Source organism: uncultured Cardiobacterium sp. (assembly GCF_938028825.1).
GTDB lineage: Bacteria > Pseudomonadota > Gammaproteobacteria > Cardiobacteriales > Cardiobacteriaceae > Cardiobacterium.
The window spans coordinates 21,108-34,123 of record NZ_CALIZP010000012.1 but is presented as its reverse complement, the minus strand read 5'-3'; the positions used below and the strand labels follow the sequence as shown (position 1 = coordinate 34,123).

Sequence of the window (13,016 nt, the reverse complement as noted above, 5' to 3'; positions counted from 1 at the left end):
CGCCCGCAAATAAGGAACCCCCATGCACAAACGCACCCTCGCCGCCGCCCTCGGCCTCAGCCTTGCCACCCTTGCCCACGGCGAAACCCCGCAGCAAAGCTGGCTGTACACCGCCCTGCCCGCCGAAACCGCCGCCTACGCCCGCGTCCCCGGCATCTGGTTCCTCGAAGAAAACACCCTGCCCGCGAGCGGCGTGTACCAGAGCGACGCCTACAAAAAAGAAAGCGGCACCATCCGCAGCGCCCTGCAACAACAACTGCTCACCCTGCTGCCGCCCGAAGCGGCCAATGTCCTGCGCCCGCTGCTCGCCCACCTCACCTCGCCGCTCGAAGCCGCCCTCATCACCAATAACGACAGCATGACCGTCCTCATCGCCAGCCACAGCAACCACGACAGCGCGGCAGAACTCCAAAAAACCCTGCAACAAATCTTCCCCGCACCGTGGCAGGTAAGCGCAGACCGCATCCGGAACAACACCGACAAACGCGCCCCCACCATCGCCTACCGCTTTGATGACCAACAAAAACGCCTGTTGCTCGCCATCAACAGCGACAACAAACCCGACGCCCAACTCGCCCTCATCGGCAAAAACGACGGCAAAGCGCCCTTCGCCGCCCAGGAAAACCGCCTCGACCCCGGGCACAACGGCCTCTACCTCTGGGCCAACCCGCAAAACCCGCTCATCCGCATGGCCACCGCAGAACAACAGGAAATCCTGCACAAACTCGGCCTCGACCGCGCCCAGCAAGCATCGCTCGCCTGGGCCGCTGCCGCAGGCCGCCCGCGCCTGCAACTCAGCCTCGGCCTGCCGGACAACGCCCCGCTCAACCTGCCCGCCGCTACCGCGCACAACCTCGCCACCCTGCATTACCACGGCGATGTTGCCGCCCTCGCCGCCATCACCCCGCCGGACGACGCCCGGCTCGACGCCCTCCTCGGCAGCAACGGCGCGCTCAAACAAAACCTGCAACAAGCCCTCGGCGTGAGCGCCGACGACCTCGCAGCCCTCGGCACCCTGCACTACCTCAGCGACGACAACGGCCGCTTCCTCGTCCTGCCCAAAAGTGCCAAACCCGCGCTGGACGCCCTCCTCGACAAACTCCAACAGAAAAACATCCTGAAAAACCGCAGCAAAAACGGCGACATCGAACACCTCACCCTCGCCAACACCCTCAGCCTTCTCAGCGCCGGCAACACCCCCGACCCCGGCAAAGATGCCTTCCTCAAACTGCTGCTGAACATCGGCGAACACTACTACCTGCGCGACGAAGGCGACAACCTCCTCATCGCCACCCTGCCGCAGCCGCTCATGGCGCGCGCCAAAACAGGCGGCAGCGATGCCACCCTCGGCGACTGGCTGCAAAAAGAACACCTCGACCTCGACGGCGTGAGCTACGCCTACATCCAGAACCAGCGCAACCTCAGCCGTGACAGCTACTACGAAGGCCTGCGCCGCCTGCAAATGTATGCCGACCTCGCCGGCACCCCGCTCGACCTCGCCCAACTGCCCGACGCTGCGGGTGCCAACCTGCCGCAACAAGGCACCATTGCCCTGCGCCTTGACGGCGGCGGCACGAATCCCACCCTCTCGCTCGACCTGCAAAACGGCCTCGACGATCTGGCCAGCCTCGGCAACAGCACGACGGCCATCGCCACCCTCGGCATCCTTTCCGCCATCGCCCTGCCGGCGTATCAGGACTACACCGTGCGCGCCGAAGTCGCCCGCGCCCTCTACGAAACCCGTGCGCTGCAAGAAGCGCTTGCCGCCGAAGCCCCGGCGAAAGCGGGCAAAAAAGGGCAGAAAAAAGCGGCGCAAACCTACGCCGAATACCTCCCCGGCGAGCACGTCCGCGTCGAAAACGGCGACATCCGCATCACCGTGCAAAGCAAAAACCAGAGCGTTGACGGCGAAACCATCACCCTGCACTACGACCGCGCGGGCAAACGCTGGCAGTGCAAGACGGACATCAGCCCGCGCTACCTGCCGCAAATGTGCCGCCCATAACACGGATGGCGCGCAGTAATCCGGCACGGAAAACCGCCCCCGTAGGGGCGGTGCCGGGACGGGGCGGGCAAACCGCAACCGCCGAATCCCTGTAAAATTTCCGCCGAACCCGCGACCGGACCCCCGCCATGCACAAAGACAAATATCCCGTCACCCCTGCCATCCGCCAGCTGCGCGAGCACCACATCGCCTATGAGCCGCACATCTTCACCTACGAAGAACACGGCGGCACCGCGCAGACCGCCGCCGAACTCGGCATCCCCGAACATCAGGTCATCAAGACCATCGTCCTCGCCGACGAAGACCACCACGGTCTCATCGTGCTGATGCACGGCGACTGCGAAATCTCGACGCGCAACCTCGCCCGCCAGCTCGGCAAAAAGCACATCGAACCGGCAGACGCCAACCGGGCGCACAAATGGACGGGCTACCTCTTTGGCGGCACCTCGCCGTTTGGCTGCAAAACCGCGCTGCCGGTGTATGTCGAAGCAAGCATCTACGCGCTCGACACCCTCTGCATCAACGGCGGCAAACGCGGCTTTCAGGTCATCATCACCCCGCAAGACCTCGCCATTCTCAACCCGCAGACCGTCAACGTCGCCGTCTGACCGCCGTCCATGACCCTCGCCACCGTTTACACCCGCGCCCCCCTCAGCATGCACGCGCCGCTGGTGCGCGTCGAAGTCCACCTTGCGGGCGGCCTGCCAGCCATGACCCTGGTCGGCCTGCCGGAAAAAGCCGTCAAAGAAAGCAAAGACCGCGTCCGCGCCGCCATCGTCAACAGCGGCTTCGAATTCCCCTCCAAACACATCACCATCAACCTCGCCCCGGCGGAACTGCCGAAAGACGGCGCCAGATACGACCTCGCCATCGCCCTCGGCATCCTCATCGCTTCCGACCAACTGCCCGCCGACGACATCGCCCAATACGAATTTCACGGCGAACTCGCCCTCAGCGGCGCACTGCGCCCCGTCGGTGGCATTCTCCCCTGCGCGCTCGCCGCCACGGATGCGCACCGCCGCATCATCACCGCGCCGGACAACCACCACGAAGCCGCGCTCGTCGCCGCCGATAACGTCCACAGTGCGGAAAGCCTCGCCGAAATCGCCGCCGTCCTGCACCGCCGCCGGGACTGGCCGCCGCCGCCACCACCGCCCATCCGCCCGCCGCGCAGCTACCCCGACTACGCCGACGTCATCGGCCAGCATCAGGCCAAACGCGCCCTGCTCGTCGCTGCCAGCGGCGGCCACCACGTCCTGATGAGCGGCCCGCCCGGCACCGGCAAATCCATGCTGGCGCAACGCTTCCCCGGCATCCTGCCGCCGATGGACGAACGCGAAGCCATCGAAAGCGCCGCCGTGCGCTCGCTGGCGGGCAGCTTCAGCCCCGCCGACTGGCGCATCCGCCCCTACCGTGCCCCGCACCACAGCAGCTCATCCAGCGCCCTCGTCGGTGGCGGCACCATCCCCCGCCCCGGCGAAATCAGCCTCGCCCACCACGGCGTCCTTTTCCTGGACGAACTGCCCGAATACGACCGCCGCGTCCTCGAAATGCTGCGCGAACCGCTGGAAAACGGCCACATCACCATCAGCCGCGCCGCGATGAAAAGCGACTTCCCCGCCCGCTTCCAGCTCATCGCCGCCATGAACCCCTGCCCCTGCGGCTACCACGGCGACCCCGAACGCGCCTGCAACGACACCCCCGACCAAATCGCGCGCTACCGCCAGAAAATCTCCGGCCCGCTGCTCGACCGTATCGACATCCACCTCACCGTTGCCCGCCTCACCCCGGCACAACTGCGCGAACAACAACAAGCCCATCCCGAAACCAGCGCCGACCTGCGCGCCCAAAGCACCGCTGCGCGCCGCATCCAGCTCGAACGCCAGGGACGACCCAACGCCGCCCTTAACGGCGGCCTGCTGGAACGCCACCTGCACGCCGAAGCGGACGTATTGCCGCTCCTTGACCGCGCCGCCGAACGCATGCACCTCTCCATGCGCAGCTACCAGCGCATCCTCAAAGTCGCGCGCAGCATCGCCGACCTCGCCGCCAGCCCAACCGTGAGCCGCCAACACCTCGCCGAAGCCCTGCAATACCGGGGCGGCAGCGTATGAGCCGCATCCGCCAACTGCGCCTGGACGGCATCCGCAACCTCGCCGCCGCCACCCTCGACCTGCACCCGCGCTGCACCCTCATCAGCGGCGACAACGGCAGCGGCAAAACCGCCCTGCTCGAAGCCCTCTACCTCCTGGGGCGCGGCAAAAGCTTCCGCGAAAACCAGACCCGCCACCTCATCAACCACGGCAAACCACACCTGCGCCTCATCGCCCGCATCGAGCGCGACGGGCGCGAACACCTGCTCGGCATCGAAAAAAGCGCGCGCGAACACCGCCTGCGCCTTGACGGCGAAAACCTCAAAACCCTGAGCGGTCTTGCCGCCCTCACCCCAAACCAAATACTCAACAGCGACAACTTCGCCCTCATCGACCAGGGCCCGGAACACCGCCGCCGCTACCTCGACTACGGCCTCTACTACCACAACCCCGCCTTTCTCCCCGACTGGCAGCGTTACAACTACGCCCTGAAAAACCGCAACGCCGCGCTGCGGCAAAACTGGCGCGCCGCCGATCTCGCGCCCTGGAACCACATTCTCGGCGAAACCGGCAGCCGCATTGACACCTACCGCCGTGCCTACCTCGCCGCTCTCGAACAGGCGCTCAATACCTACCACGCCGAACTCGGCGGCCTTGACCCCATCCACATCCACTACCAGCGCGGCTGGACGGGCGACGACCTCGCCGCACAACTCACCGCCAACAACGAACGCGACAGCCAGCTCAAACACACCCGCGACGGCATCCACCGCGCCGACATCCGTTTCCACGCAGACGGGCGCGACATCGCGCACCACTACTCGCGCGGCCAGCAAAAAACCCTCATCTGCGCCCTCCTCCTCGCGCAAACCCGCCTCATCACCGCCGACAACGGCAGCCACCCCGTCATCCTCATCGACGACATCGCCGCCGAACTCGACCGCCACCGCCAGCACATGCTGCTGAACTTCCTCGCCGACAGCGGCGCGCAACTCTACATCACCCACATCGGCGGCGACCTGCCGCTGCCAGATGCCCTCGCCGATCACCAGCACCTGCACCTCGACGCAGGCCGCATCAGCGAAAAAACGCCATAACGCGCTTTTGCCACGACGCGGCACAGGCGCGACAATGGCGCGGACACATCCACGGAACCCGCCATGCTCAGCTACCGCCACGCCTACCACGCCGGCAACCACGCCGACCTCCTGAAACACTACCTGCTCGGCCGCGTGCTCGCCTACTACAACAGCAAAAACAAACCCTACGACTACATCGACACCCACGCCGGCGCGGGACAATACGACCTCGGCGGCGCATACGCGCAGAAAAACCGCGAATACGACAGCGGCTTTACCCGTCTCCTCGCCGCCACCGGCCTGCCTGCCGCGCTTGCCGCCTGGCGGGACGAACTGCGCGCCCTGCTGCCTGATGCGGGCAGCTACCCCGGCTCCGCCCTGATTGCCGCCAAAACCCTGCCGCCGCCCGGCAAACTGCACCTTCACGAACTGCACCCCGCCGATTACCGGGCCTTGCAGGACAACCTGCGCCCGCTTCGCCTTGGCCGCCGCCTGCACATCAGCCGGAGCGACGGCTTCGGCGGCCTCATCGCCCTGCTGCCGCCTGCAAGCCGCCGCGCCGTCATCCTCATCGACCCGCCCTACGAACAGAAAAGCGACTACCAAACCGTCCTCGACACCCTCACCGCCGCCTACGAACGCTTCGCGGGCGGCTGCTACCTCGTCTGGTACCCCTGCCTGGCGCGCGCGGAAAGCCGCCGCTTCCCCGCCGCCCTGCACGCACGCTTCCCGCACGATTACCTGCGCGCCGAACTGCACGTCCGCGCCGGGCGCGACGCCTGCGGCATGCACGGCAGCGGCCTCTACCTCATCAACCCGCCCTACACCCTGCCAGACGAACTCGCCATCACCCTGCCCGCCCTGCAACGCCTCTGCGCGACAGACGATGGCGGCAGTTTTGTCCTTGCAGCGGATATTCGCTAGGGATTATCCGCTGTTTTTCAAGAGATTTTTCTCGCGGCAAGACGGGCAGACCTGTGCAGGCGGGGGAGGGGATGATGGCGGCAGGTTGAGGTCGCCCCGTCCGGCGGGCGGTCTTTGCCGTGTACGGGATCAGAAGTACAGGCACACCCGCCGGCCTTCGTGTTCGATCATTTCCACATCGAGGTCGTAGAGCGTGGCGATGTTTACCGCTTGCAGCACCTCGTCCGGGCTGCCGCTGTGGGTGATGCGGCCATCCTGCATGGCGATGATGGTGTCGGCGTAGCGCGCGGCGTAGTTGATGTCGTGCAGGACGATGATGATGGTTTTGCCGAGGTCGTCGGCGGCGTGGCGCAGGGTGGTCATCAGGTTGCGCGCGTGGTGCATGTCGAGGTTGTTCAGCGGTTCGTCGAGCAGGATGTAGGCGGTGTTTTGCGCGAAGACCATCGCCACCAGCGCCCGCTGGCGCTGGCCGCCGGAGAGTTCGTCGATGAAGGTGTGGCGCAGCGCGCTGAGGGAGAAGTAGGCGAGGGTTTCGTCGATGATGCGGCGGTCTTCGTCTTTGGGGCGGCCGTGGTGGTAGGGGTAGCGCGCGAAGGTGAGGAGGTCGTCGATGGTGAGGCGGCTCATGAAGCGGGTTTGCTGCTGCATGATGGCGATGGTTTTTGCGACGAGGCGGCTGTCGGCGCGGCTGATGTCGATGTCGCCGTAGCGGATGCGTCCGTGTTGCAGCGGGATGAGCCGCGCCATCAGCGAGAGCAGGGTGCTTTTGCCCGCACCGTTCGGGCCGATGAGCGCGGTGATGCCGGGGCGGGCGGCGAAGGTGAGGTTGATGTCGTGCAGGATGGTTTTGTGGCCGATGTCGTGGCGGGCGTGTTCGATGGTAATCATGGGCGTTTTCCGGCGAGGAGCAGGTAGAGGAAGACGAGGCCGCCGAGGCCTTCGATGACGACGCTCAAGGTGCCGCCGAGGTTGAAGACGCGCTCGAAGACGGTCTGGCCGAGGACGAGGATGATGGCGGCAAGCAGCGCGGCGGCGGGCAGGGTGACGGCGTGGTGCGGGCTGGGGATCAGGCGGTAGGTGAGGGCGCTGACGAGCAGGCCGAAGAAGACGACGGGACCGGCCAGGGCGGTCGCGGTCGCGGTGAGGAGCGAGACGGCGAGCATCAGGCAGAAGAGGTCGCGGTGGTAGGGCACGCCGAGGTTGATGGCGTGTTCGCGGCCGAGGGCGATGATGTCGAGCGCGTAGCGTTTGTGCCAGAGGTAGCCGGCGGCTGCGAGGATGAAGCCGCTTGCGGGCAGGAGCAATGAGGCGGGTTTGACGCGGTTGAACTGCGCGTAGGCGACGCCCTGGTAGTAGGTGTAGTCGGTGGGGTCGAGCATCCGCCCCATCAGTTCGGTGAGTTTGCTGCAAAGGACGCCGAAGATGATGCCGACCAGCAGCAGGCGGTAAATGTCGCGCGCGAGCAGCGGCAGGAAGAGGCCGAAGAGCAGGGCGGCGGCGAGCATCAAGAGGGCGGTGTCGGTGTAGTATTTCCACAGCGGCGGCGTTTTCAGGTAGGCCGTCGCGCCGAGCAGGAAGATGACGGCCATTTGCAGCAGCAGGTAGAGGGCGTCGAGGCCGATGATGGACGGCGTGAGCAGGCGGTTGGTGGTGAGGGTCTGGAAGACGATAGTGGCGAGGCCGATGGCGGTGCCGACCAGCAGCATCACCGGCAGTGTCTGCGCGCGCTGCGGCAGGTTGAAGCGCCAGTCGCCAAGCGGGCAGAACAGGAAGAGCAGGACGGATGCGGCAAGGAGGGCGGCAAGGATGGCAAGACGTTTGTTCATGGCGGAATCAGGCGGGGCGGCGGGCGGGGCGCAGCAGCAGATAGAGGAACAGCACCGCGCCAATGACGCTGAGGATGGTGCTGGCGGGCAGTTCGTAGGGGTAGCGGATGGTGCGGGCGAGGGCGTCGCAGGCGAGCAGCATCACCGCACCGAGCCACGCCGTCCACGGCAGGCTGCGGCGCAGGTTGTCGCCGAGGAAGAGGCGGACGATGTTCGGCATGACGAGGCCGAGGAAGGCGACCATGCCGACGCTGATCACCACCAGCGCCGTCATCAGCGAAATCGCCGCCATCGCCAGCAGCACCAGGCGGCGGTAGGGGATGCCGAGGGCGCGGCTCATCTGCTCGCCCATGCCGACAATCGTCAGCACATCGGCGTAGTGATAGAGCAGGAACGTTACCAGCCCGCCCAGCCACAGCAATTCATAACGCCCGCTCAACACGGCGGAGAAATCGCCCGACAGCCAGGTGCCGAGCAGTTGCAGCGCCTCGTAGCGGTAGGCGAGATAGACGGCAAACGCGCTGATGATGCCGCCGTAAACGAGACCGACCAGCGGCAGGAGCAGCGGGTCGTTCGGCGGGATGCGGCGCGCGAGGGCGAGGAACACCAGCATGGCGGCGAAGGCACAGGCGGCGGCGACGCCCATATTGGCAAGCAGCGGCCAGTGCGGGGTGAACAGCGTGGTGAGGATGATGCCGAGCATCGCCCCCTGCGCCGTGCCCGCCGTATTCGGCTCGACGAAGCGGTTATGCACGACAAGCTGCATGATGGTGCCCGCCACCGCCATGCTGGTGCCGACGAGAATCAGCGCCAGCGTGCGCGGCAGGCGGCTGACCCAGAAAATCAGCCAGTCCAGCCGGGCGACGCCGATGCTGACACTGAGCGCGGCGAGGGCGAGCAGGAGGGCGGCAGCGGCGAGGACGCGGCGGTTTGGCATGTCAATCTTCATCGTACAGCGCCCATACCGCTGCCGCGACCGCCGGCGGCAGTCCGTCGTCATAATCGGGGAAGTCTGCATCGACATCGACGCGCTGCGCGCCTGCGACTGTTGCCAGCATCGCAGGCGGTGCCTCGCGCCGGCGCGTGATGCCGTCGTACTCGAAGGGATAAGCGCCGTCCGTCTCATGCGGATTGAAATAGACGGCGGCGTGCGGATAAAAACCGCCGCAGTAGCGCGCTTCCAGCAGGCGACAGAATTGCCAGGAGGCCTGCTCATAAGCGGGCGCATCCGCTGCCTCGGCGTACTGCATCAAATAATCCGCGCCCAGATTCCAGTACATGGCGAGCATCGCGGCGCGATCCGTCTCGGGACGCTCGGCCAGCCAGCGCAGCGCGTGGGCGTTGTCGTCGTAATTCGAGCGCTGCACGAAGCAGAACTGCCCGGCGGGCGAGGCTTGCGCGAGGTGGGCGGTGACGAGCTGATGCGCCCGCTCATCGCGGGCGTCTGCAAAGGGTTCCAGGCCAAATTCGGTGTGCATGGCGGGATTCCTGAAAAAAAGAGAGGGCGGGCTTCGGCCCGCCGTTGATATTGCTGCGGCGGGCGGTACCCGCCCTGCGGCAGATTACTTGCCCGCAAACGCCGCCTGCAATTCCTGCAAGATTTCGCGCAGCGCCGCCGGGCCGCCGACGTCGATGTAAATATTCTTGGTTTGCGGATAGACAATCTGGTTTTTCTGCCCGGCGGTGCTTTGTTTCACCAGCGCGTTATCAAGCGTCTGCTTCGCGCTGGCGCCGTCTTCGCCAATCGCGGCGAGGCGGTCGAGGGCGATAATCCAGTCCGGGTTTTCGGCGGCGATGTATTCAAAGGACACCGGATCGCCGTGACGGCCGGACATTTTCTCGTTGTGGACGAGGTTCAGCCCCAGTTCCGCCTGCAACCAGCCCGCGCGCGAATCCGGGCCGTACAGCGCAATCTTCGGGCCGTTGACCAGCACCACCAGCACCTTGCCCTTGTCGGCGGCAAGCGGTTTGACCGCATCGCGCAGCGCGTTCAGCTCGTCGCCGACTTTCTTCGCTTCTTCCGCCTTGCCGAATGCCGCGCCCAGCGCATTGAGGCGTTCCAGCCCTTCCTGATAGAGGTTCTTGCCGGGCAGCGTCAAATCCACCGCCTGCGCGACCTTCTGCACGTCATCCCGCTTGCCCGCCGAACGCAGCGCGACGATGACGAGATCGGGCTTGACCGCGTTCAGCTTTTCCAGATCCGGCTCGAACAGGGTGCCGACTTCTTTGGCGTTCGGCAGGGTAAATGCGGCGGCGAATTTGCCGTCCGGCACGCCGACGATTTTGTCGCCGAGGCCGAGCGCGACCAGGCTGTCCAGCACGCCGATGTCATAAACGGCGATGCGTTCCGGCACTTTGGCAATCTCGACATCACCCTGCGCGGTTTTCAGCGGCACGGCTTGCGCGGCGAAGAGGAAAGACGCCGCAGCGGCGGCGAGGATTTTTTTCAACATGAGAGGCTCCGTTGGTTTGCAAATGAGAAAGCCAATCTAAATGCAGCGGCGGGATTTGGCAAGGCGAATTGCGCCATATGCCGCGCAAACCCTCTACAATGAAGGCCGACGGCGGGTTCTGCCTGTCGTCTTGTTGTTCAACTGACAGGAGTACAGCCATGTCCATCCATAGCCTCGACGACCTCATCGCCGCCATTCAGCGCAACGAGAAACTGGAATACCTGACCTTCTGGGGGCACATCCCGAAACACCCGCAGCATATCGACAGATCCGTATTCAGCCAGTGGTATCCCGCCGCCTTCACCGTGGACGGCGTGCACTACCCGACCGCCGAACACTACATGATGGCGCAGAAAGCCCGCCTCTTTAACGACGAGGCCGCCTACCGCGAAATCCTTGCCAACCCCTCGCCGCGCGCGGTGAAAGACCTGAGGCGGCAGATTCCGGACTTCGACGAAGACCGCTGGCAGGCGGCGCGCGAGGGCATCGTCTATGACGGCAACCTCGCCAAATTCAGCCAGAACCCCGAACTCAAAGCCTTTCTGCTCGCGACCGGCGACAAAGTCCTGGTCGGCGCCAGCCCGGTTGACCGCATCTGGGGCATCGGCATGACGGGGGACGACCCGTATCACGACGATCCCTCGCAATGGCACGGGTCAAACCTGCTCGGTTTCATCCTGATGCGCGTCCGCAGCGCCCTGCGCCAGTCCGCGTAACCGCTCTTCCCTCCTTCACCCATCCCGGAATGGCGGCGGGCCGCCAGCCCGCCGCACATGGCGGGGCAAACTTCCGCCGCTGGCGGAACGGTTTCGGGATGGTACAGCGTCCGGCAGCGGGAAAACCGCCGAACGCTTCAACCGCCGCACCCCTCAACCGTTACCGCCTGCTCCCCAGCCGCCTGCCGCCCATAAGTTGGCATAGCGGCCGTTTTGCGTAAGCAGGGTTTCGTGCGTGCCGCGCTCGCTGATGATGCCCTTGTCCAGCACCACGATTTGTTCCGCGCCGCTGATGGTGCTCAGGCGGTGGGTGATAACCAGCACGGTTTTGTCGCGCACCAGTTCGTCGATGGCCTGCTGCACCGCCACTTCGCTTTCGGTGTCGAGCGCGGCGGTGGGCTCGTCGAGGATGATGATGGGCGCATTTTTCAGCAGGGCGCGGGCGATGCTGATGCGTTGTTTTTCACCGCCGGAGAGCTTGCCGCCGATGTCGCCGACGCGGGTCTGGTAGCCTTCGGGCAGCGCGCTGATGAAATCGTGGCAGCGGGCGGCGCGGGCGGCGGCTTCGATCTCGGCGGCGGTGGCGCCGGCCTTGCCGAGGCGGATGTTGTTTTCAATCGTGTCGTCAAACAGATACACGTCTTGAAACACCACGGAAATCAGGCGCATCAGGTCTTCGGGGTCAAGGGCGCGGATGTCCGTGCCGCCGATGCGGATGCGGCCTTGCTGCGGGTCGGCGTAGCGCATGATGAGGCGGCTGACGGTGGTTTTGCCGCAGCCGGACATGCCGACGAGGGCGGTCATGCCGCGTTCGGGGATGGTGAGGTCGAGGCCGCGCAGCACGGGTTCCGGATTGGCCTCGTAGTGGAAATGCACGTTTTCCAGACGGATGTCGAAGTGCGCGGGCAGGGCGGCCTCGGCGTCGCGGGCGAGGGTGGGGGTGGCGAGCATTTCTTGCAGGCGCCCGTAACCGTCGCGCAGCATGGCATAGACGCCCATCAGGCTGAGGAAGTAGCCGAGCGGCTCGGCGAAACGGGCGCCGGCGACGATGAGCGCGCTCAACAGCCAGGCGCTCTGGCTGCCGCCGCTCACCCAGTAGAGGCCGGTGAGCAGCACCAGCAGCAGGCAGATTTCCACCGCCGAGCCGAGCAGGGCGTTGGGGCGGGCTTCGTGGGCGAGGGCATCGCGCTGCACGGCGGCGACACGGCCGATGGCGGCGCTCAGGCGCGGCAGGTGCGCACCGGTGCTGTTGGCCGCTTTGAGGGCGGGCAGGCCGCGGCTGTATTCGAGCAGCTCGGCATTCAGCGCGGCGTGAGCGTCGGCAAGCTGCCTGCGGCCGCGTGCCAGGAGCGGCTCGGCCCAATGGTAAAGCGGCAGGATGAGCGGGTAGCTGAGGAGCAGCACCAGGCTGCTGCGCCAGTCCCAAAACAGCACCACGGCGGCGGTGGCCAGCGGCGGCACGACGGCGTTAATCAGCATCATGCTGACGTTCAGGGTGTAGTTGAACACTTCGTCCACCGTGCCGGCGAGCAGGGCGTTCAATTCGCCGCTGCGGCGGCGGTACAGGGTTTGCAGCGGGATGCGGCGCAGCTGTTCGCCGAGGTGGCGGCGCATGGCGTCGCCGGCGCGGGCGCAGGCACCCCGGTAGTCGTAATCCTGGGCGAACCAGCGGCACAGCGAGGAGAGGACGAGCAGGGCGCTGGCCGCGCCGAGCCAGGCCGCCGCCGTGCCGGGCCGTCCGGCGGCGAGGGCGAGGAACAGCGGCACGAACAGGGCGAAACCCGCGCCCTGCATGACGGCGGCGAGCACGGCAAAGGCGAGGCAGCGGCGCAACACGGGGGCTTGCCGCCCGGCGGCGCGAATGATGAGGCGGTAGGTGGCGATGGGGTTCATGGGGTTCTCCTGTGTGATGCCGCTGCC

The 13,016-nt window shown here is 66.0% G+C and carries 12 protein-coding genes; 6 read left to right on the top strand and 6 right to left on the bottom strand.

Features of this window, described 5'->3' with window-relative positions; translation table 11 throughout:
- Window positions 1-22 precede the first annotated feature (22 nt).
- The 5 genes from Q0562_RS01335 to rlmJ all read left to right on the top strand — a co-directional run bounded on the left by Q0562_RS01335 (window position 23) and on the right by rlmJ (window position 6,101).
- Window positions 23-2,005, top strand: coding sequence for a pilin (locus Q0562_RS01335; protein WP_298640108.1), 1,983 nt, complete (start codon window positions 23-25; stop codon window positions 2,003-2,005).
- A gap of 128 nt (window positions 2,006-2,133) precedes the next feature.
- Complete coding sequence (ybaK, locus tag Q0562_RS01330) at window positions 2,134-2,613, top strand: Cys-tRNA(Pro) deacylase (RefSeq protein ID WP_298640105.1); 480 nt, start codon at window positions 2,134-2,136, stop codon at window positions 2,611-2,613.
- Window positions 2,614-2,622: 9 nt separating this feature from the next.
- The gene (locus tag Q0562_RS01325) at window positions 2,623-4,119 is read left to right on the top strand and encodes a YifB family Mg chelatase-like AAA ATPase (protein WP_298640103.1); all 1,497 of its coding nucleotides are present in this window, start codon (window positions 2,623-2,625) and stop codon (window positions 4,117-4,119) included.
- The gene (recF, locus tag Q0562_RS01320; RefSeq protein ID WP_298640100.1) at window positions 4,116-5,195 is read left to right on the top strand and encodes a DNA replication/repair protein RecF; all 1,080 of its coding nucleotides are present in this window, start codon (window positions 4,116-4,118) and stop codon (window positions 5,193-5,195) included. The genes Q0562_RS01325 and recF overlap by 4 nt, the downstream gene beginning before the upstream one ends.
- 63 nt (window positions 5,196-5,258) lie before the next feature.
- Window positions 5,259-6,101, top strand: a complete 843-nt coding sequence (gene rlmJ / locus Q0562_RS01315; RefSeq protein WP_298640098.1) for a 23S rRNA (adenine(2030)-N(6))-methyltransferase RlmJ — start codon at window positions 5,259-5,261, stop codon at window positions 6,099-6,101.
- Window positions 6,102-6,230: 129 nt separating this feature from the next.
- Here rlmJ and Q0562_RS01310 read toward each other — a convergent pair whose 3' ends face one another.
- The 5 genes from Q0562_RS01310 to Q0562_RS01290 all read right to left on the bottom strand — a co-directional run bounded on the left by Q0562_RS01310 (window position 6,231) and on the right by Q0562_RS01290 (window position 10,380).
- Complete coding sequence (locus Q0562_RS01310) at window positions 6,231-6,989, bottom strand: ATP-binding cassette domain-containing protein (RefSeq protein WP_298640095.1); 759 nt, start codon at window positions 6,987-6,989, stop codon at window positions 6,231-6,233.
- The gene (locus Q0562_RS01305) at window positions 6,986-7,927 is read right to left on the bottom strand and encodes an iron chelate uptake ABC transporter family permease subunit (protein WP_298640093.1); all 942 of its coding nucleotides are present in this window, start codon (window positions 7,925-7,927) and stop codon (window positions 6,986-6,988) included. Before Q0562_RS01305 ends, Q0562_RS01310 begins: the two co-directional genes overlap by 4 nt.
- Window positions 7,928-7,934: 7 nt before the next feature.
- On the bottom strand, window positions 7,935-8,864 hold the full coding sequence (locus tag Q0562_RS01300) for an iron chelate uptake ABC transporter family permease subunit (protein WP_298640090.1): 930 nt from the start codon (window positions 8,862-8,864) through the stop codon (window positions 7,935-7,937).
- A gap of 1 nt (window position 8,865) precedes the next feature.
- Window positions 8,866-9,405, bottom strand: a complete 540-nt coding sequence (locus Q0562_RS01295; protein WP_298640088.1) for a DUF4274 domain-containing protein — start codon at window positions 9,403-9,405, stop codon at window positions 8,866-8,868.
- 84 nt (window positions 9,406-9,489) lie between these two features.
- On the bottom strand, window positions 9,490-10,380 hold the full coding sequence (locus Q0562_RS01290) for a siderophore ABC transporter substrate-binding protein (protein ID WP_298640085.1): 891 nt from the start codon (window positions 10,378-10,380) through the stop codon (window positions 9,490-9,492).
- A gap of 158 nt (window positions 10,381-10,538) precedes the next feature.
- On the opposite strand from Q0562_RS01290, the gene Q0562_RS01285 reads away from it, so the two are divergent.
- On the top strand, window positions 10,539-11,096 hold the full coding sequence (locus Q0562_RS01285) for an NADAR family protein (protein ID WP_298640083.1): 558 nt from the start codon (window positions 10,539-10,541) through the stop codon (window positions 11,094-11,096).
- 153 nt (window positions 11,097-11,249) lie between these two features.
- Here Q0562_RS01285 and Q0562_RS01280 read toward each other — a convergent pair whose 3' ends face one another.
- The gene (locus Q0562_RS01280) at window positions 11,250-12,989 is read right to left on the bottom strand and encodes an ABC transporter ATP-binding protein (RefSeq protein ID WP_298640080.1); all 1,740 of its coding nucleotides are present in this window, start codon (window positions 12,987-12,989) and stop codon (window positions 11,250-11,252) included.
- Window positions 12,990-13,016 lie beyond the last annotated feature (27 nt).

Excerpts from the sequence above, each read along its gene's own strand:
- Q0562_RS01325 (WP_298640103.1), top strand. The coding sequence starts at position 2,623 with ATGACCCTCGCCACCGTTTACACCCGCGCCCCCCTCAGCATGCACGCG.
- Q0562_RS01335 (WP_298640108.1), top strand. The coding sequence starts at position 23 with ATGCACAAACGCACCCTCGCCGCCGCCCTCGGCCTCAGCCTTGCCACC.
- Q0562_RS01285 (WP_298640083.1), top strand. The coding sequence starts at position 10,539 with ATGTCCATCCATAGCCTCGACGACCTCATCGCCGCCATTCAGCGCAAC.
- Q0562_RS01300 (WP_298640090.1), bottom strand. The coding sequence starts at position 8,864 with ATGCCAAACCGCCGCGTCCTCGCCGCTGCCGCCCTCCTGCTCGCCCTC.
- Q0562_RS01305 (WP_298640093.1), bottom strand. The coding sequence starts at position 7,927 with ATGAACAAACGTCTTGCCATCCTTGCCGCCCTCCTTGCCGCATCCGTC.
- ybaK (WP_298640105.1), top strand. The coding sequence starts at position 2,134 with ATGCACAAAGACAAATATCCCGTCACCCCTGCCATCCGCCAGCTGCGC.
- Q0562_RS01290 (WP_298640085.1), bottom strand. The coding sequence starts at position 10,380 with ATGTTGAAAAAAATCCTCGCCGCCGCTGCGGCGTCTTTCCTCTTCGCC.
- recF (WP_298640100.1), top strand. The coding sequence starts at position 4,116 with ATGAGCCGCATCCGCCAACTGCGCCTGGACGGCATCCGCAACCTCGCC.
- rlmJ (WP_298640098.1), top strand. The coding sequence starts at position 5,259 with ATGCTCAGCTACCGCCACGCCTACCACGCCGGCAACCACGCCGACCTC.
- Q0562_RS01310 (WP_298640095.1), bottom strand. The coding sequence starts at position 6,989 with ATGATTACCATCGAACACGCCCGCCACGACATCGGCCACAAAACCATC.
- Q0562_RS01295 (WP_298640088.1), bottom strand. The coding sequence starts at position 9,405 with ATGCACACCGAATTTGGCCTGGAACCCTTTGCAGACGCCCGCGATGAG.
- Q0562_RS01280 (WP_298640080.1), bottom strand. The coding sequence starts at position 12,989 with ATGAACCCCATCGCCACCTACCGCCTCATCATTCGCGCCGCCGGGCGG.